Source organism: Cruoricaptor ignavus, from assembly GCF_014961145.1.
GTDB classification, from domain to species: domain Bacteria; phylum Bacteroidota; class Bacteroidia; order Flavobacteriales; family Weeksellaceae; genus Cruoricaptor; species Cruoricaptor ignavus.
In genome coordinates this window covers 1,814,616-1,833,771 of sequence record NZ_CP063145.1, presented here as the reverse complement: position 1 = coordinate 1,833,771, position 19,156 = coordinate 1,814,616, and the positions used below count along the sequence as shown (strand labels likewise).

The 19,156-nt window shown below is 47.2% G+C and carries 17 protein-coding genes and 2 tRNA genes; 14 read left to right on the top strand and 5 right to left on the bottom strand.

Annotated elements, in window-relative coordinates; genetic code table 11:
• The first annotated feature begins 28 nt into the window (after positions 1 to 28).
• Both IMZ16_RS08825 and IMZ16_RS08820 read left to right on the top strand, forming a co-directional pair.
• On the top strand, positions 29 to 940 hold the full coding sequence (locus tag IMZ16_RS08825; RefSeq protein ID WP_193439732.1) for a DUF6427 family protein: 912 nt from the start codon (positions 29 to 31) through the stop codon (positions 938 to 940).
• Positions 937 to 1,527: a DUF3109 family protein gene (locus tag IMZ16_RS08820; protein WP_193439731.1), complete on the top strand. Its 591-nt coding sequence runs from the start codon at positions 937 to 939 to the stop codon at positions 1,525 to 1,527. The genes IMZ16_RS08825 and IMZ16_RS08820 overlap by 4 nt, the downstream gene beginning before the upstream one ends.
• On the opposite strand, the gene IMZ16_RS08815 is transcribed toward IMZ16_RS08820, so the two are convergent.
• Positions 1,524 to 2,990, bottom strand: a complete 1,467-nt coding sequence (locus IMZ16_RS08815) for a helix-turn-helix domain-containing protein (protein ID WP_193439730.1) — start codon at positions 2,988 to 2,990, stop codon at positions 1,524 to 1,526. The genes IMZ16_RS08820 and IMZ16_RS08815 overlap by 4 nt on opposite strands.
• Positions 2,991 to 3,097: 107 nt before the next feature.
• Between IMZ16_RS08815 and aceB the strand changes: the two genes are divergently transcribed.
• Both aceB and aceA read left to right on the top strand, forming a co-directional pair.
• A complete protein-coding gene (gene aceB / locus IMZ16_RS08810) occupies positions 3,098 to 4,666 on the top strand; it encodes a malate synthase A (protein WP_193439729.1) in 1,569 nt (522 codons plus the stop codon).
• 34 nt (positions 4,667 to 4,700) lie between these two features.
• A complete protein-coding gene (gene aceA, locus IMZ16_RS08805; protein WP_193439728.1) occupies positions 4,701 to 5,987 on the top strand; it encodes an isocitrate lyase in 1,287 nt (428 codons plus the stop codon).
• A 48-nt stretch (positions 5,988 to 6,035) separates the two neighbouring features.
• Here aceA and IMZ16_RS08800 read toward each other — a convergent pair whose 3' ends face one another.
• Entirely contained in the window at positions 6,036 to 7,412 is a 1,377-nt protein-coding gene (locus IMZ16_RS08800) for a trigger factor (protein ID WP_193439727.1), read from the bottom strand.
• A 141-nt stretch (positions 7,413 to 7,553) separates the two neighbouring features.
• Positions 7,554 to 7,624: transfer RNA gene (locus IMZ16_RS08795), tRNA-Gln, on the bottom strand.
• A gap of 83 nt (positions 7,625 to 7,707) precedes the next feature.
• Between IMZ16_RS08795 and IMZ16_RS08790 the strand changes: the two genes are divergently transcribed.
• From IMZ16_RS08790 to IMZ16_RS08780, 3 genes are all read left to right on the top strand, one after another.
• The gene (locus IMZ16_RS08790; RefSeq protein ID WP_193439726.1) at positions 7,708 to 8,805 is read left to right on the top strand and encodes an acyl-CoA synthetase family protein; all 1,098 of its coding nucleotides are present in this window, start codon (positions 7,708 to 7,710) and stop codon (positions 8,803 to 8,805) included.
• On the top strand, positions 8,802 to 9,194 hold the full coding sequence (arfB, locus tag IMZ16_RS08785; RefSeq protein ID WP_193439725.1) for an alternative ribosome rescue aminoacyl-tRNA hydrolase ArfB: 393 nt from the start codon (positions 8,802 to 8,804) through the stop codon (positions 9,192 to 9,194). The genes IMZ16_RS08790 and arfB overlap by 4 nt, the downstream gene beginning before the upstream one ends.
• A 75-nt stretch (positions 9,195 to 9,269) precedes the next feature.
• The gene (locus tag IMZ16_RS08780) at positions 9,270 to 10,244 is read left to right on the top strand and encodes a deoxyhypusine synthase family protein (protein WP_073178937.1); all 975 of its coding nucleotides are present in this window, start codon (positions 9,270 to 9,272) and stop codon (positions 10,242 to 10,244) included.
• A gap of 142 nt (positions 10,245 to 10,386) precedes the next feature.
• Here IMZ16_RS08780 and recA read toward each other — a convergent pair whose 3' ends face one another.
• The gene (recA, locus tag IMZ16_RS08775; RefSeq protein ID WP_073178936.1) at positions 10,387 to 11,391 is read right to left on the bottom strand and encodes a recombinase RecA; all 1,005 of its coding nucleotides are present in this window, start codon (positions 11,389 to 11,391) and stop codon (positions 10,387 to 10,389) included.
• A 136-nt stretch (positions 11,392 to 11,527) separates the two neighbouring features.
• Here recA and pfkA point away from each other — a divergent pair, with 136 nt between their 5' ends.
• Positions 11,528 to 12,514: a 6-phosphofructokinase gene (gene pfkA / locus IMZ16_RS08770; protein WP_193439724.1), complete on the top strand. Its 987-nt coding sequence runs from the start codon at positions 11,528 to 11,530 to the stop codon at positions 12,512 to 12,514.
• 34 nt (positions 12,515 to 12,548) lie between these two features.
• The gene (gene gap, locus IMZ16_RS08765) at positions 12,549 to 13,553 is read left to right on the top strand and encodes a type I glyceraldehyde-3-phosphate dehydrogenase (protein WP_193439723.1); all 1,005 of its coding nucleotides are present in this window, start codon (positions 12,549 to 12,551) and stop codon (positions 13,551 to 13,553) included.
• Positions 13,554 to 13,703: 150 nt separating this feature from the next.
• Here the strand turns inward: gap and IMZ16_RS08760 are convergent.
• Positions 13,704 to 13,777, bottom strand: a tRNA-Ile gene (locus IMZ16_RS08760).
• A 127-nt stretch (positions 13,778 to 13,904) separates the two neighbouring features.
• Between IMZ16_RS08760 and rbfA the strand changes: the two genes are divergently transcribed.
• The 5 genes from rbfA (at position 13,905) to IMZ16_RS08735 (ending at position 19,099) form a co-directional block, all read left to right on the top strand.
• Positions 13,905 to 14,267, top strand: coding sequence for a 30S ribosome-binding factor RbfA (gene rbfA, locus IMZ16_RS08755; RefSeq protein WP_193439722.1), 363 nt, complete (start codon positions 13,905 to 13,907; stop codon positions 14,265 to 14,267).
• A gap of 4 nt (positions 14,268 to 14,271) precedes the next feature.
• Complete coding sequence (locus tag IMZ16_RS08750; protein WP_193439721.1) at positions 14,272 to 15,474, top strand: ABC transporter permease; 1,203 nt, start codon at positions 14,272 to 14,274, stop codon at positions 15,472 to 15,474.
• Positions 15,475 to 15,537: 63 nt separating this feature from the next.
• Positions 15,538 to 16,593: an endonuclease gene (locus IMZ16_RS08745; protein WP_193439720.1), complete on the top strand. Its 1,056-nt coding sequence runs from the start codon at positions 15,538 to 15,540 to the stop codon at positions 16,591 to 16,593.
• Between the two features lie 59 nt (positions 16,594 to 16,652).
• Positions 16,653 to 17,378, top strand: a complete 726-nt coding sequence (locus tag IMZ16_RS08740; protein ID WP_193439719.1) for a shikimate dehydrogenase family protein — start codon at positions 16,653 to 16,655, stop codon at positions 17,376 to 17,378.
• 71 nt (positions 17,379 to 17,449) lie between these two features.
• Positions 17,450 to 19,099, top strand: coding sequence for a DUF349 domain-containing protein (locus IMZ16_RS08735; protein ID WP_193439718.1), 1,650 nt, complete (start codon positions 17,450 to 17,452; stop codon positions 19,097 to 19,099).
• The last annotated feature ends 57 nt before the right edge of the window (positions 19,100 to 19,156 follow it).

Genomic DNA, 19,156 nt, shown 5'->3' with positions numbered 1-19,156 from the left:
AATTAACTTTGCACAAATTTAGAAATAAATGTTTAAACTGCTCTCTAAAGAGTCAACAATTTTTTCAATTCCCTTTTACATCGGTTTTTTGCTGCTGATGCTCATCGGGTTCAACATACTGGATTTCAATTACTTAAACCTCACATCCTCCATTATCGCACTATGCGGTGCATCGCTGGGGTATTATGTTTTTTTTCAGATGAACCTTACTTACAGCACGCATCTGCCGCTGTTTCTGTACACATTTTTCATCTTCGCATTCTATAGTCCCGGGCTGGATATCGGTATCTCCGCAGCGCTATTCACCAACTCATTTTTGCTGCTGATGCTCACTAATCCGGATGACAATATCAGCCGGAAAAATTATGTGCTGGCGGGGGTAGTGCAGTGCCTTGGCTACCTTTTCCTGCCTGCCGCGTGGCCGATGCTCCTGTTCCTCGTCATCCACATTGTCGCCACTTCGCGCCGGATAGGGCTCAATCTGCTGAGGCTTTTTTTCGGGATCGCGCTCACGCTGGGCAGCTACTTCTGCATCGCCTATTTTTTTGGTTTAAATGAAATAAATTACGACTATTTCCCAATCCCGGAGCAAAATTTTATTTCTGACTTCCGCCCGATCGCCTGCCTCGCGTCCCTGCTACTGATGGGCATCTACGCCCTGCTGGATCACTTCCGACACTACAGCGAAAAGAGCCCCTCCAGCCGCTACAAATACACTTTCCTTCTCACCTTCACTGGTGCGCAGCTTGTGAGCATCTTCTTGTACATGGGCTATCATTTTGAGCTGCTGCTTCTGCTTGCGCTGCCGTTTTCCATAATTCTCAGCCGGATGCTGTGGTTCCTACCGAAATATTGGATGAAAGAAGCCTGCCTCTGGCTTATTGTTTTGAGTTTGGTAATTTTTAGAGCAGAAACTTACAAATTAATAAAGATCATATGATCCAGATTGATGACAAACTGATTTCTGAAGAGATTTTCAGCGAAGAATTCGTCTGCAATTTGCACAAATGCAAAGGCGCCTGCTGTGTGGAGGGCGATGTGGGAGCCCCGCTGGAGAAGGAGGAAACCGAAATTTTAGAGAACATTTTCGAAAAGATAAAACCCTACCTCACCCCCGCAGGAATTGAGGCGCTGGAGGCTCAGGGCACCTGGACTACCGACCCTGTGGATGGCGATTTTGTAACGCCGATGGTAGAGGGCAGAGAGTGCGCGTATGTGACTTTTGATGAGAATGGCATCACGAAATGCGGTATCGAGAAGGCCTTTGAAGACGGCACTGTCGGCTGGCAGAAGCCGATTTCCTGCCACCTATACCCGATCCGCGTGACAGAATACCGCACTTTTACCGCTTTGAACTATCACGAATGGCCTATCTGCAGCGATGCCTGCACCCTGGGAAGGGAACTGAAGGTGCCAGTTTACAAATTTCTGAAAACGCCTCTCATCAGGAAATATGGGGAGGATTTTTTCCAAACACTAAGCGATGCCGCAGAAGAATGGCACCGGGAGTTCGGAAAGAAAAATTAATCCGGATCTGCAGTCTCTTTAATTTTTTCGATCGCAGATTTCAGCTCCTCATTAAATTTTTCCTTCTCCAGGCGCACCGCCGGCACCTGCCGCACTTCGCAATTCTGGATCGGGCAGTATTCGCAGGTGGTGCCTACGCTTACCTCGGGGACTTCTTTCAGGAACCGGATTTTTTTCTGCACCGCAGGGTTGATAAGGATCCCGATACAGTAGCTGCGGTTGGTACCGTCTGAGAAGGGATTCTGCTCCGAGGTGGAGATCACGAGATAGCGCCTGCCGCTTTCCGCATAATTGGAAATCTGGATGTCCGAATACTGCCCGCGGCGCTGCAAACTGCCCAGGTTCTTCACCGCCACCCACCTCCTGCAGTAATGCTCGTTCACCGCGCTGGAGCGGGGAGACTGCTTCCTGTTCAAATGCATTTCTTTGATAATCTTCACATTATCAGAATTTTTTTTCTTAGTAAAACAGAGGTAAAAAATATCCTTAAAACCAAACTCCTGCGGCAATAGATTGGTAAGCCTGTAATAAAAAGTCTCCGGGGAATCCGTGAATCTTGCCATCATCGAAGAAAACTTCCGGGCATCCCATTGCTTTTCCTCAAAAAAGGCGGATAGCTCCGGCAGTACATCACTTTTGGAAATCAGCAAGCAGCCCGCAAAATAGGAGGAGAAAAAATTGCCCAGCAGCTCATCAAAGCTGGAAAAATCCAGCCAGGAGTAGGTGCTCGGCCGCGCGGAGATTCCCAGGACATTGTATCCGATTTCCTTCGCGAGGATGAAGGCCTTCTGGTTTTCATCCAGAAGTTCGTTCATCATCAGCAGCTTATTGTCTGGGAAATAGAGCGACCGCAGCTTGCCCGTAGCGCCGAATTTCTGGAAATCCTGATCCGTGATCTTGTAATGAAATTTTTCAGTTAAAATTTCCCTAAGCTTTTCCGCGGAAGGCTTTGAAGGGAGCTGGTTTTCTGCAAAGAAAGCCGATGCTTTTTCTTCTATCTCGGGGAAATAATTTTCGTGCAGCTCCTGATAGCTACGCATCACGGCGAAATAAAAATCTTCCCTGCTGAGGTTGTAATTCTGCGATATCTCAATAATGGTGTTGATGAAAGCCGTGACATCCTTCGGCGCCTCGCTCACGATGGAGATAAGGTTGATTTTATTGATACCGAAAAGCTCCAGCGGTATCTGCTTGAAGAAATCTGAGCGGAGGATTTCCGCCAGGGGCTCCAGGCTCTTATCCAGCTTCGTGGATACCAGCTGGTCGTATGATACTGCTAGGGCATCCGCGATCTGGACAATTTTTTCGTGCTTTGGATATTTTTTCCCGCTCTCTATCTCATTAATGTAAGATTTGGAAAGCCCGGTTCCGCCTGCCAGCTGCTGTTGCGAAAGTCCCAGCTTCTGCCTGTACTGCCGTACTTTCAGCCCGAAGACAATTCTTATAAACTCGCTATCTGTCATAAATGCAAGATGCAAATGTATCAAAAAAACTTTTTATAAAATTTAGCGAACATTCGCTGTTTGTGAATATTTTTAACTACATTTGTCGCATTCAAAATTTTAATCCTATGTCTGATTTTAGAATTCTGGCTGATGCAAAATACAGCGAGATTTTCACCGAAGAGCTTTCAAATTTTATCACGGAGCTACACAGAAAGTTTGACGGAAGACGCCTCGAGCTCCTCGGGGCAAGAGAAGAAAAGCAAAAAGAATTTGATGCCGGAAAAAAACCTACCTTCCTCCCCGAAACCGAAAGCATCCGCAGCGGCGACTGGAAGTGCGCCCCAGTTCCGGAAAACCTGCAGGACCGCCGCGTGGAAATCACCGGACCGGTGGACAGAAAGATGATCATCAACGCGCTGAACTCCGGGGCCAGCTGCTTTATGGCAGATTTTGAGGACAGCAACTCCCCTACCTGGGAAAACTGTATGGAGGGCCAGAAAAACCTGTCCGACGCGGTTGCAAAAACGATTTCTTTCGAGAACGAAAAAGGAAAAAAATACGAACTCTCCGAAAAAACCGCCACCCTGCTCGTAAGACCGCGCGGGCTGCATCTAAACGAAAAGCATATCGAGATAGACGGGAAAATCGCTTCCGGCTCGCTGGTAGATTTCGGAATTTATTTCTTTAGAAATGCCAAAAAAGCCATAGAAGACGGCGGGGGCATTTACTTTTACCTCCCGAAGCTGGAGCATTACGCCGAGGCGCAGTGGTGGAATGATGTTTTCGTTTTCGCGCAGGATTACCTAGGAGTGCCCCAGGGCAGCATAAAAGCCACCGTGCTTATTGAAACCATTACCGCCGCCTTCCAGATGAACGAGATCCTCCACGCGCTGAAGGAGCACAGTGCCGGGCTGAACTGCGGGCGCTGGGATTACATTTTTTCTTACATCAAAAAATTCCGCAATCAGCCGGAGTTCATTGTTCCGGACCGCAGCCAGGTAACGATGACTGCCCCATTTATGAGCGCATACTCAAGGCTTGTGGTACAGACCTGCCACAAACGCGGCGTACACGCTATGGGCGGTATGGCAGCACAGATCCCCGTAAAAGGTGATGATGCAGCGAACGATGCCGCCTTCGCCAAGGTGCGGGCAGACAAGGAGCGCGAAGCAAATAACGGGCACGACGGTACCTGGGTAGCCCACCCGGCGCTCGTGCAGGTAGCAATGGAAGTTTTTAATGACAAGATGCCAGAAAAAAACCAGATTGACAGGCCTATTTCTCAGGAAGAAATCACCGAGGAGCAATTGCTGGAAATTCCTCAAGGAACCATCACCGAGAAGGGCGTTCGCGAAAACATCAATGTAGGCATCCTCTACATCGAATCCTGGCTTATGGGAGCCGGCGCCGCAGCAATCTACAACCTCATGGAGGATGCTGCCACAGCCGAAATTTCCCGCACCCAGGTGTGGCAATGGCTGAAAAACAATGCCAAGCTGGACGATGGAAGAATCCTTAGCCCTGAAATAGTGAAAGAATGGGAAAATGAGGAATTAGAAAAAATAAAGGATTATGTGGGTGAATCGCGCTTCGAAAACGGCAGATTCCAACTCGCCACTGAGCTTTTTAACGAGCTGGTTCTGGATGATGATTTTGAGGAATTCCTCACTACTAAAGCCTACCAATATATTTAAATCAACCATATTTTAACATAAAATAATTTATAAAATGATCAACAAGGATGAAGCTGCAAAACTGCAGCAGGAATGGAACGAGAGCCCGAGATGGAAAGGCGTGGAAAGACCGTACAGCGCGGAGGATGTGCTGAAACTTAGAGGCTCCTATAAACTGGACTACACCATTGCCACCAAAATGTCTGAAACGCTTTGGAGCAAGCTAAATTCGAAAGACTTCGTAGCCGGCCTGGGAGCGCTTACAGGCAACCAGGCGGTTCAGGAAGTGGATGCCGGGCTCGAGGCGATATACCTGTCCGGGTGGCAGGTAGCGGCAGATGCCAACCTTTCCGGTGAGATGTATCCGGACCAGTCGCTCTACCCTGCTAATTCCGTACCTGCAGTAGTGAAAAGAATTAACAACGCATTGCTCCGTGCTGATCAAATACAAAGCGTAAACGGGGTAAGCGAGGACCAGCGGAAAGAATACCTCGTTCCAATCGTTGCGGATGCTGAAGCCGGCTTTGGCGGCAACCTGAATGCCTACGAGCTTATGAAGCAAATGATTGAGTCCGGCGCTGCAGGCGTTCACTTTGAAGACCAGCTTTCTTCTGCGAAAAAATGCGGACACCTCGGCGGGAAGGTTCTTGTACCTACTCAGGAGGCCATCAATAAGCTGATTGCTGCAAGGCTTGCCGCGGATGTTTGCGGAGTACCAACCGTGCTAATCGCCAGGACTGATGCGGATGCTGCCGACCTCCTCACCTCCGACATCGACGAGAGAGACCATAAATTTATCACCGGTGAAAGAACTTCTGAAGGCTTTTACCGCGTGAAAAACGGAGTGGAGCAAGGCATCGACCGCGGGCTGTCTTATGCGCCGTATGCCGACCTGCTCTGGATGGAAACCTCCAACCCGGACCTAGAGCAGGCACGCAGATTTGCTGAAGGTATCCACGCAAAATTCCCTGGGAAGATGCTTGCTTACAACTGTTCGCCTTCTTTCAACTGGGCGGCAAAGCTTTCCGTTCCGGAGATGGAGACATTCCGCGAGGAACTTGCAAAAATGGGCTATAAATTCCAGTTCATTACGCTTGCCGGTTTCCACGCGCTGAACACCTCAATGTTTGAGCTGGCCCTATCCTACAAAAACCGCGGAATGGCAGGCTACAGCGAACTGCAGGAGAGAGAATTCAAACTTCAGGAAAAAGGGTTCCGCGCCGTAAAACACCAAAACTTCGTGGGTACATCTTTCTTTGATGAAATCCAGACTGTGGTCACCGCCGGTCAGTCGTCGGTAAAGGCGATGGCAGGCTCCACTGAAACCGAGCAGTTCCACTAAAAACTGTCTCTTTTCAAAAGGAAAACCGCCTCAAAAGAGGCGGTTTTTTTAGTTTCCAGAAGTTTCAGCATTGTCAGCTGTATCCTCCTCTTTATTTTTTATCTCTTCAAGGAACTCATCGTGGGAGATGGCTTTTTCATTTTTCTTTGCCTTTTCAAGAATTACATCTTTTAGCTTGGCCATCGCCACCTCGCTGGAAATCTGCTGCAGCTGGTTCTGATCTTTCAAGATCTCCACTGCGTATTTCTGAACTTCCTCATCCGCCAGGTTGTGAATGCCATACATCGCCATCTGGTTTCTCACCAGCTGCTCCGCCTGCTCCAGAACATCGCTGTAATCGATCTTTACCTCATTATCATTCATCAGCTTACCCTCGATGATCTGATATTTCAGCTGGTCTTTTTCCCTTTCAAGAATTTCGCGTGCCTGCTGCTCGGAGGTTACATTTTGGTTGGTAAACATCAGATGCTTCACAAGGAAATTTTCAGGCAGCTGTATTTCTTCTGTTTTTACGATTTGCTCAAGAATTTTATTCACGAAATGCACATCGGCATTCTGCTGGAAATACTCATCAAGCTCGGATTTTACTTTTTCCCTCAAAGCCTCTTCGGACGCAATGTTGCCTACGCCGTAAACTTTATCAAAAAGTTCCTGATTCAGCTCGTGGTCTTTCAGGCCGTAAAAATCTTTAATTTTGATTTCCAGCTCATTATGATGTAGATGATCAACCTCATTTTTGCTGAAACCCAGCTGCTTCGCAAGATCTTCATTGTTAACCAATTCTTCTTTTGAAATCCGGAAAACCTCATCCATCTTTTTACCTTTTACCAGCTCAAAAGCCTCTTTAGTCTGCGCATTTATCGTGGCGTTTTTTGGAGCGTGGTGATGCTCTCCCACCGCACCATCTTCCACCACCTGCTGAATTTCGAGATTAACAAAAGATTCCTCGCCTATTTCTTCCTGCGGAACCTGCTCCGCGAAGCGCTTCTGCATATTTTCTATCGAGGTATTGATCTCCTTATCAGAAGCTTCCACCTTGAAATACGGCGCCTCATATTTTGCAAGGTCTATCGTGATGTTCGGTTCAAAACCAACTTCAAATTCTACACTCAGCTGATCCTTTTTGTAATCGAAATCATCCACAGGATTGGGGACCGGCTGGCCTACCAGCCGCAGATTATTTTCAGAAATATAGTTATTTACAGCTTCGGAAACCAGCTTGTTGATTTCTTCCAGCGCCGCATTAGCCTCAAACTGGCGGCGCACCATACTCATCGGCACCTTTCCTTTGCGGAAACCAGGGACCTGTGCATTTTTCGCATAGTTATGCAGCTGCTTTTCAACTTTATCTTTATAATCTGCGTTATCAATCGTCACGGTCAACTTAGCGCTGACATCGTCATGATTAGTAGCTGTAACATTCATATGTTCAAAATTTTAGTTTGCAAAAATAAGGATTTTTTCAATTATCTTTCTTCAAAATATCAATCGGATATCAGATAATAAAATTCTGCTTGTGAAATAAATAAAAACGCCCTGAAAATCAAGGCGTTGCAAGTGATTGAGTAGACCCACAGGGATTCGAACCCCGACGAACAGAACCAAAATCTGGTGTGCTACCGTTACACTATGGGTCTCCGTTTTTGGTGGTGCAAATGTATAACTTTTTTTATAATTGGCAAATTTTTCGCTGTAAAATATTTGTAAATACCCTTTGAATATGCTTATCGATTTCTCTGAAGATATTTTACCGGAATTAAAACCTGAAACAGAGTTTGAAGCTAAGGTGGTAGATTTTGTCGAAGATTGGTTCTCCTGGTCGAAAACTGTGCCGGTGAAAACTTCGGGCTCAACAGGTGCGCCAAAGGTTTTTGAAGTGGAGAAAGCCAGGATGCTGAACTCCGCGCAAATCACCTGCGATTTTCTGGGCTTAGAGAAAGGCGATTCTGCGCTGCTGTGCCTGCCTATCGATTATATTTCCGGGAAGATGATGGTGGTGAGGGCCATCGAACGAGGGCTGAAACTTTTTGTGGTAAATCCTTCGTCCAAGCCGCTGGAAAATTTCAGGGGAAGAATTGATTTTTGCGCGATGACGCCCTTGCAGGTTGAAAATTCCCTCGATAAAATTCATCTCATCAAAAATCTAATCATAGGTGGTGCGGCAGTTTCGGAAAGGCTGAGGTATAAGATTCAAGAATCGAGAATCAAGAACCAGGAACCATTTTTTGACAACTACAAAGTAACGGAGCTTAAGGAAATTAGCGGAGAGCCATCAACCAACGGCCAGAAGCCAAATGCTGTTTACGAAACCTACGGGATGTCCGAAACTTTGTCGCACATTGCGCTGAAACAAATTGCGCCAGAAGCTCAGCATTATTTCAAAACCTTTGATGGCGTGGAAATTTCCACAGATGAAAGAGGCTGCCTGAGGATTTTAGCGCCAAAACTTAGCATGGAAATTCTTCAGACCAACGATTTGGTGGAAATCAAAAACGGGCGGGAATTTCGATTTTTGGGACGAATCGACAATGTCATAAATTCCGGCGGAGCGAAGATTTTTCCGGAACAGCTGGAGGCGTTGGCAAAAAAAGAAATCACCAACGAAATCGTATTTTTGGGAATGGAGGATGAGTTTTTTGGGCAGAAATTAATCGCCGTGATTGAAGGCAGGGAAAGCGAAAAATTAGCCGAAATTATTTACAATTTGCCCTATGAAAAATCTTTCCACAAACCGAAGGAAATCGTTTTCATCCCGCAAATTCCACGGACACCAAATGGAAAGGTGGATAGAATCCAGCTTCGAAAAGCACTGCAATGAGAGATTTCGCCAAAGAATTGACCTATAAAACTTCGCGCAGCAGCGGAGCCGGCGGCCAGAATGTGAACAAGGTGGAAACTGCTGTGGCGGCGCTTTGGAAGGTGGAGGACAGCGCGTTTTTCAGCGAGGTGGAAAAAGTTTTAATTAAAACGAAGCTTGCCAACCGCATCAATTCTGAGAGAATTCTGCAGGTAAATGCTTCGGAAGCACGGACACAACTACAAAACAGGAGAATTGCCACGGAGAAAATTTTGGCTTTGGTGAATGCTGCCATCATAAAGAAAAAACCGAGAAAGAAAACGCAGCCTTCGAAAGCGCAGATTGAGAAGCGGCTTTCGGCAAAAAAGAAAATTTCGGAGAAGAAGGAGAGCAGGAGGTTTAAGTTTTAAGTAAAAACTTTGCGTTTTTGCGTGCAGAATCGCCATTCATTTTCTAATCGCTATCTTAGCACAAAATAATTTATTATGAGCAAACCGATTACGGAGTTTATCGAGAAATATTACCTGCATTTCAATGCGGCAGCATTGGTGGATGCGTCCAAAGGCTATGTGGCGCACCTGAAAGACGGCGGCAAAATGCTGATCTCCCTTGCCGGAGCGATGTCCACTGCAGAACTTGGGAAGATTCTTGCCGAGATGATTCGCCAGGATAAAGTGGCGATTATTTCCTGCACAGGTGCCAATCTGGAAGAGGATCTGATGAACCTTGTGGCACACTCTCATTACGAAAGGGTGCCGCACTACAGAGACCTTACACCGCAGGAAGAGTGGGATCTTTTGGAGCGCGGGCTGAACCGTGTGACGGATACCTGCATCCCGGAAGAAGAGGCCTTCCGCCGCCTGCAGAAGCACATCGTGGAAATCTGGAAGGATGCGGAAGCGAAAGGCGAACGCTACTTCCCTCACGAATATATGTACAAAATGGTGCTGAGCGGCGTGCTGGAGCAGTATTACGAAATTCCACGGGAAGATTCCTGGATGATTGCCGCTGCGGAGAAAAATTTACCGATTGTAGTTCCAGGCTGGGAAGATTCCACGATGGGAAATATTTTCGCAAGCTACTGCATCAAGGGCGAATTGAAGCCTTCTACGATGAAATCCGGGATTGAATATATGACATTCCTTGCCGACTGGTACCGTGAAAATTCTGGCGGAAAAGGCATCGGGTTCTTCCAGATTGGCGGCGGAATTGCCGGTGATTTCCCAATCTGCGTGGTGCCGATGCTGTATCAGGATTTGGAGATGCACGATGTGCCGTTCTGGTCGTACTTCTGCCAAATCTCGGATTCTACTACATCCTACGGCTCATATTCCGGCGCCGTTCCGAATGAGAAAATTACCTGGGGAAAGCTGGACATCAATACACCAAAATTCATCGTGGAAAGCGATGCCACAATTTGCGCACCACTGATGTTCACTTATGTGCTTGAAAATTCGTAAGCTCAAATTTAGAAATTAGGAGATTGAGGGATAAAGAAATTGCCCGGCGATTTTGCCGGGCAGTTTTTTTGAGATTTTTTAGCTTAAAAACTTAGCAAATTTTAAAACCTGCTAAGTTTTAATTTTACACTTTAAATATAGATTACTTTCTCGCAACTATCTCTTCCTTTATCTTCTCCTCGATTTCTTCAGAAAGCTCAGGGTTGTCGCGCAGCACATCTTTCACGGCATCACGGCCTTGCCCAAGCTTCGTATCGTCGTAGGAAAACCACGAGCCGCTTTTCTTGATGATGCCCATATCCACCGCGGTGTCAAGGATTTCGCCGGATTTGGAAACGCCCTCGCCATACATTATGTCGAACTCTGCCTGCTTGAAAGGCGGCGCCACCTTATTCTTCACGATTTTCACTTTCACGCGGCTTCCTATGGCTTCGTCACCGTTTTTAATCGGCTGGCTTGCCTTCCGGATATCGATGCGTACGGAGGAGTAAAACTTCAAAGCATTACCGCCCGTTGTAGTTTCCGGATTGCCGAACATCACGCCGATTTTTTCACGAAGCTGGTTGATGAAAATCACGGTGCATTTCGTACGGGAAATCGTGCCGGTAAGTTTCCTCAAGGCTTGAGACATCAGCCTTGCGTGAAGCCCAACCTTGGAATCGCCCATCTCACCTTCAATCTCAGCCTTCGGCGTAAGGGCAGCCACAGAGTCGATCACCACGATGTCAATCGCGCCGGAACGGATCAGGTTGTCGGCAATTTCTAAGGCCTGCTCACCATTATCCGGCTGAGAAATAATCAGGTCTTCCAGGTTGATGCCAAGCTTCGCGGCGTAGCTTCTGTCAAAAGCGTGCTCCGCATCGATGAATGCCGCTATGCCGCCCTGCTTCTGCGCTTCTGCGATGGCGTGCAGCGTAAGCGTGGTTTTACCGGAGGATTCCGGGCCGTAGATTTCTATGATCCTGCCCTTCGGATAGCCGCCCACACCGAGCGCAATATCAAGGCCGAGCGAACCGGAGGGAATTACTTCGATGGAAGTATCCACAGATTCGTCACCCAGCGTCATCACCGTGCCTTTGCCATAGGTTTTATCGAGTTTCTCAAGCACTAAGGATAGCGCTTTTTTCTTGTCTTCTGCTGTGCTCATTTTATCCTTAAATATTCACAAAATTATAAAAAAATGAAGAGATATGCGGTGATATTTTTAATGGGGGAAACTTTTATCAAGCATTTTCTGGGAAGGAAATTTTAATTAAATTTGTGAAGTTTAAAAACTGCTCTCTATGTCGGCTACAGAAATCAGATCCATCGGGGTACTTACCTCCGGCGGCGATGCGCCCGGAATGAATGCAGCGATTCGCGCTGTGGTGCGGACTGCCCACTACTTTCACCTGGATTGCTACGGCATTCGCGGTGGCTACAACGGGCTGATGGAGGATAATTTTACCAAGATGGGCCCACGCTCGGTGAGCAACATCATCAACCTTGGCGGGACAATTTTGAAGTCCGCAAGATCCCTGGAATTTAAAACTCCGGAGGGCAGGCAGAGGGCATTCGAAAATTGCCAGAAACATCAGATTGATGGGCTGATCTGCATCGGGGGTGACGGAACCTTTACCGGTGCGAATGTATTTGCAGAAGAAACGGGAATCCGCGTGGTGGGCGTCCCGGGGACTATCGACAATGATATTTTCGGGACGGATTATACCATTGGCTACGATACCGCGCTGAATACCGCGATGGACGCCATCGACAAAATCCGCGATACCGCCACTTCCCACAACCGCGTTTTCTTCGTGGAGGTAATGGGCAGGGATGCCGGCTTCATCGCCCTGAATTCCGGAATTGCTACCGGCGCTGTGGATATTTTGATCCCGGAAGAAACAGACAGCATCGATGAGATGTTTGAAACATTTGACAAAGCTGCTAAACGGGGGAAAAACTCCAGCATCGTGGTGGTGGCAGAGGGTGAAAAGCTCGGCAATGTTTATGAACTGGCACGCATTACCAAGCAGCACTACCCGAATTATGATATCCGCATCTCCGTGCTGGGGCACATCCAGAGGGGCGGCAGGCCTAGCTGCGCCGACCGCGTTCTGGCAAGCCGCCTAGGCTACGGCGCGGTAAAGGGACTTATGGAGGGGCAATCTCGCGTGATGGCAGGAATACAGTCCAACAAGCTGGTTTTCACGCCTATTGCTGAAGCCATCAAAAAACATAACGACCTAGATCCGGAGCTAAAACTCATTTCCGAGGTTCTGGCTCTTTAAAGTTAAAACCATTAAACCAATTAAATTTAATATTATGTCAACAATCAAAGTAGGTATCAACGGTTTCGGAAGAATCGGGCGCCTGGTTTTCCGTGCAATGGCGGAGCGTGAAAACATCGAAGTGGTAGGCATCAATGACCTTATCGATGCGGAGTATATGGCTTATATGCTGAAGTACGACTCTGTGCACGGCAAATTCTGCGGCGAAGTTTCCGTGGAAGGTAATGACCTTGTAGTGAACGGCAAGAGAATCCGTGTGACGGCAGAGAAAGACCCGAACAACCTGAAGTGGAACGAAATCGGCGCGGAGTACATCGTGGAATCTACAGGGCTTTTCCTGGATAAGGAAAAAGCTTCTGCCCACCTGAATGCTGGCGCGAAAAAAGTAGTGCTTTCCGCACCTTCCAAAGACGATACGCCAATGTTCGTAATGGGCGTGAACCACAAGGAGCTTACCGATGATGTGAAAATCTTCTCGAACGCATCCTGCACCACGAACTGCCTTGCACCGGTTGCCAAAGTGCTTCACGATAAATTCGGCATCGCGGAAGGCCTGATGACTACGGTGCACGCTACCACTGCTACGCAAAAAACTGTGGACGGCCCTTCAATGAAGGACTGGAGAGGTGGCCGCGCTGCAAGCGTGAACATCATCCCTTCTTCCACGGGTGCTGCAAAGGCTGTAGGCAAAGTAATCCCATCGCTGAACGGCAAACTCACAGGGATGTCTTTCCGCGTGCCTACGGTAGATGTTTCCGTAGTGGACCTTACGGCAAGGCTTGAAAACCCAACAACTTACGAAGAAATCTGCGCTGCGATGAAGGAGGCTTCCGAGGGCGAACTGAAAGGCATCCTGGGCTACACTGAAGAATTGGTGGTTTCTCAGGATTTCGTGGGCGATAAGAGAACTTCCATCTTCGATAAAGATGCCGGCATTATGCTTTCGCCAACTTTCGTGAAAGTAGTATCCTGGTACGATAACGAAATGGGCTACTCCAATAAGCTTGTGGATCTGCTGGAATATTCTTCAACGCTGTAAAATTTTAAAGCCGAACTTTTTTAAGCCTTCCACATTGGAGGGCTTTTTTCTTAATCAGCCGCTGACAGGGGTTTGGCAAAAAGTCCGGCTAATACTCTTCAAAAAATAAATCAGCCACCTACTCTATTCGTAAGTGGCTGATTTTCAGTGTGGCCCAGCTTGGGCTCGAACCAAGGACTTGCTGATTATGAGTCAGCTACTCTAACCAACTGAGTTACAAGGCCGCCGTAAGTGAATGCCTGTCTCCACGACACTCACTTTTGAGTTTGCAAAAATAAGAATTTTTTTTATTTTCAAACCTATTTATTTTCGCAAAAAAGTATTTTCATCTAAAAAAAGTATTTTTGTGAAATGAATGAAAATAACCGCCAGAGAAAGATCGCACAGATCATCCAGGAAGATTTCTCGGAACTCTTCAGAAAGCAGTCCGCCGAGAGCCCTCATAATTTGCTGATTACCGTATCGGATGTGCGCGTAACTGCCGACCTTGGCATTGCGAAAATCTACCTCAGCGTATTCCCGCCGGAATTTCGGGAGCCGATCATGAAAGAAATAGACCTGAATAAGCCCCAGTACAGGAACTTCCTGGGGCAGAAGATGGCTAGGCAGGTGCGCACGATCCCCAACCTGCAATTTTATCTGGATACCTCCCTGGACGATGTGGAGCGCCTGGAGCGCGAGCTGAAGGGGGAAGGCGACAATCCGAAACTCTGATCCCGTGGCAAAAACTTCCCTGCACATAGCGCGCCGCTACCTCATCTCCAAAAAAGGGAGCACCGCCGTTACTTTCATCACCTGGCTGGCCGCGTTTGCAATGATGACGGCTGCCGCAGCAATGTTCATCATCCTCTCCGTATTTTCGGGATTGGAGGATATGAACCGGGATCTTATTGCCAACCTACACGCCGATCTTACAATTTCATCCGCAAGCGGCAAGAGGCTGAAAAACATTAACACCACAGAAAACTTAATCCGGAGCCACCGGGAAATCGCCGCCTACTCCAAAATCATCGAGGAAAAAGTAGTGGTATCATACGGTGAGGTTTCCGAAATTGCCTACCTGCGCGCGGTAGATTCTGCATATACCACCGTGAACCCGATAAACAGGGAGGTCTTCTTTGGAAAGTATCCGGATTTTACTTACACCAATGAGGTTCTTATTGAAAACAGCCTGGACAACCGCCTGCGCCTGCCCGTGGGCGAGACGGAAGACTACGCCTATATTTATATGGCAAAGCCGGGCGTGGGGATTATCACCAGGGAGGAAGATATTTTCAATAAAAAAGAAATTTACGCCTCGGGGGTCTTTGCAGGTAAAGACCAGCTGAACAGCTACCTAATAGCCCCGATAGATCTCGCGCAGGAACTTCTGGACCTCCCACCGGAAGCCGCTTACCAAATTGTCATCAAATTAAAGGACCCGAAGAGGGCGGATGCCGTAAAGCAAAATCTTGCTGCAAAACTCGGAAAAAACTTCATCATCAAAACAAAGGAAGAGGAAAATTCTGCCTTTTGGAAAATGATAAACACAGAGAAAATGATTATCTATCTTATCTTTTCCCTTGTGATATTCATCACCACATTCAACCTGGCCGGGGCTATCATCATCCTCCAGCTCGATAAAAGTGAGCAGGAACGCGCCCTCTCTGCAATAGGATTTTCCGCAAAAGATTTAAGGCAAATCTATTTCTACACAGGGCTGCTGATAGTATTTGCGGGCCTGGCGGCTGGCCTGGTGCTCGGTACGCTGATCTGCTGGCTGCAGATAGAGACGGGCTTTTTCAAGGCAACCGCAGAATTGCCGTTTCCGGTGAGAATTCGGCCTGTAAATTACTTTACGGTTGCAGCGGTATCAGCCTTTTTTGGCCTGCTGGTTTCCCGAATATTTTCAAAACCGAAAGTGCGGAATACTGTTTACTAAGGATTTAATATTTTTGTAATATAATAGTTAATCATAATTTTATATTTTAGCCGAAATTTTAATATGAAAAAAATCATCCAGCTTTTATTAGCACTGTGCTTCGGTCTCTCCCTGGCACAGGCTCCTGCCAATTATTACAACAGTGCCGAAAACCTGAGCGGCGCGGCGCTGAAAACCGAACTTAGCAAAATTATTTCTAACGGCCACAGGGATAGAGGCTACAACGGGCTTTGGACGGCGTTTAAAACCACGGATGTTGATAAATTCTACGAAAACGACGGTACCGTGCTGGATATTTATTCCGAAAATCCTACCGGTGCAGATCCGTACAATTTTATAATGGTGACCGACCAGTGCGGAAATTACAAAGTGGAAGGCGATTGCTACAACCGTGAGCATATCGTGCCACAGAGCTTGTTTAGCGAGAAATTCCCGATGAAGAGCGATGTGCATCACATTCGTGCGACGGACGGAAAAGTAAACGGCTACCGTGACAATTATCCATTTGGAGTGGTGAAAAATGCGAGCATCACCACTAAGAATGGCTCCAAGCTGGGCAGCTCTGCATCGCCTGGTTATGGCGGTACAGTTTTCGAGCCGATTGACGCTTTCAAAGGCGATGTAGCGCGGATGATCCTGTATTTCGTGACGAGGTATGAATCTCAGCTTTCGACCTTCAAAACGGAAAACATTCTTGGCGGCAGCGCTTATCCAGGCCTGCAGGAATGGGAACTGAGGCAGCTCCTGAAATGGGCGCAGCAAGACCCAGTTTCGCCAGAAGAAATCTCTCGGAACAATGCTGCCTATGCCTACCAGGGCAACAGGAACCCGTACATCGACCGCCCAGATTTCGTGGAAAAAGTTTGGGGACAATATCTGTCGGCAAGCGAAACGGAAACTCAGAAGAATTTCCGGATTTTCCCGAATCCTGTGAAGGACGGCTTTATGAATTACTCCGGCGCTGAACCGAAAACCGAGATTAAAATCATCAATACGGAAGGCCGTATGGTGCGCTATTTCACGACTACGAAGAGCGAAGGCAGCATCAACCTGAACCTTCCGAAAGGCACCTACATCGTGAAGGCCGGCAAGGCGACAACGAAACTTGTGGTGCAGTAGAAATCTAAGATTTGAGGAAAATAACCGAAGGGAAAACTTCGGTTTTTTATTTTTAGCCGATGGAAAAAAAGCGGTTTGGCTTGCTGGGAAAGAATATTTCTTACTCTTTCTCGAAAAAATATTTTGCGGAAAAATTCCGGGAACTTGGGCTGGAAAACCATTCCTATGAATTTTTTGATTTTGAAAACTTAGACGACATCGAAAGCCTTTTCTCGCAGGAAAATCTGGTAGGTTTTAATGTGACGATTCCGTACAAGCAGGAAATTATACCTTATTTAACCGCACTTTCAGAAGAAGCGGAAAAAATAGGTGCGGTAAACACTGTGAAAATTTCTGGCGGAGAAGCCACAGGTTTTAACACGGATGCTTTCGGTTTTGAACAAACCTTGCTGAAATACAAAAAACCGCATCACGACAAAGCATTGATTTTAGGAAATGGCGGCGCAGCAAAAGCCGTGAAATTCGTGCTGGAAAAACACGGCATTCCGTATGTAACCGTTTGTAGAAAGGGAAAAATAAATTTCGAAAATTTAACCGTAGAACTTGTCCGCGAAAGCAAAATCATCATCCAATGCACACCGGTTGGAACTTTTCCTGACATTGAAAACTCGGTAAAATTTCCATTTAATGCGTTGAGCGACAAACACTTAGCGATTGATTTAATCTACAACCCCAGCGAAACCAAATTCCTGAAAGAATGCCGGAAAAACGGCGCAGAAACCGTGAACGGACAGCTGATGCTGGAAATGCAGGCGGAAAAATCTTGGGAAATTTGGTACAGATAGGAAAATCTTTTTAATTTTAGCCGATTTTATATCCCGCCAAGCGGATTATTTTGATATTAAAACTAATAAGCATGAGCCCGGAAGATACATCCGAAAACGAGGCACTGAACCCGACTTCTGCCGGAAACAACCAAAACCAGCAGGAAATACTAGAACAATTCAGCAGTGAGGAGAGCACCAATGAAGAAAACTCCTCAGAAAATCAGAATCTTGAAACGAATCTGGCTGCTGATATTGCTGAAGCACCTGGTAGCAGCGCTAATGAAACCGCTGATGATGCAAGCAGCGCGAAGACGGACACAGCCGAACCGGATCCTGAACAGAATGCCAAAAACATTGCCGAGCGCGAGGGCATTGTGGAGCGCCTGAAAAACCTCTATATGAACACCCAGCCCGGCACCAATCTCTTCAAGGAAATCCGGGAAATCAGGAACCATTGGGAAACCGCTGGGCATGTGGCAAAGGCGGATTTTAAAAACATCAGCAACAATTATTTCTATCACCTTGGGCAGTTCTACAAAATGCTGGACCTGAACAAGGAGTACCGCGATCAGGAATATGCGCAGAATCTTGAGCGCAGGCGTAGCATCATCGAGAGAGCGAAGGAACTTCTGGAAGAATCTTCCGTACAGAAGGCGCTGAACGAGCTGCAGTATCTTCATAAAGTCTGGAAAGAGGAGGCCGGCCCAGTGGCGGAGGAGTTCCGCGAAGAGACCTGGCAGGAATTTAAGGAAATTTCTAACCAGATCCACGCAAGAAAATCCGAGCTGAGTGAGGAAATCGAGGCGGTACAGAATGCTAACCTTGAAAGGAAAAATGCGCTGATCCAGCAAATAAAGGAGATACTCGCTAGTACGGAAGAAAAGAACCACAAATTCTGGCAGCAGTCCATAAAAAAAGTGGAGCAACTGCGCGAAGAATTCCTGCAGGTGGGCAGCGTGCCAAGGAAGCTCTCCAACCAGAACTGGACGGATTTTAAGGACAGCCTAAGGGATTTCAATTCGGCAAAGAACGAATTTTACAAAAATCTGAAAGGCGATCAGCAGGCAAATCTGGAGAAAAAAAGGGAGCTGCTGAAGGCCGCTCAGGACAATATGAACTCTGAGGACTGGGATACTGCCGTGCCGCTGTTTAAAAAACTCCAGGAAGAATGGAAGAATACCGGCTTCGTACCGCGCGCGCAAGCGGAGAAAATCTGGGAGGAGTTCCGCGAGGCTAGCAACACTTTCTTCGATAATTTCAGGAAAAAGGGCAGCAGCCAAACAGTCTCCGGCGACAACTGGAAAGAAAATCTTAAGCGAAAAGAAGCCCTCCTGGAGGAGCTGAAATCCCTCGGCGAGGAGGAACAAGGCAGAGCCCGTGAGATCCGTACAGAATGGGATGCCATAGGCAAAGTTCCGCGGGACAGGATGAGCATCAACCAGGAGTTTAACCGCATCATCCGGGAGAAACTTCCTTCTGCAGATGGCGAGAGAAAATTTGCCGGAAGAAGAAACGACAGCCGCAGGGATACAGGAATGGACGATGGTATGCGGAAGCTGAGAAACCAAATTTCCGAGCTGGAAAATGAAATTTCCAACCTGGAGCGCAACCTCAATTTCTTCAGCAATCCTTCTAGAGAAAATCCTCTGCTTTCCGATACTTACCGCAGCATCGATGAGAAGCGCGAGCAGCTGAACATCCTTAAAAATGAGCTGAGATCTGCGCAGACAGAGAATTAATTCGCAAAAAAAATAATCTAAATTCTGGTCAGAGCGGCGCAACCCTCTGACATTTTT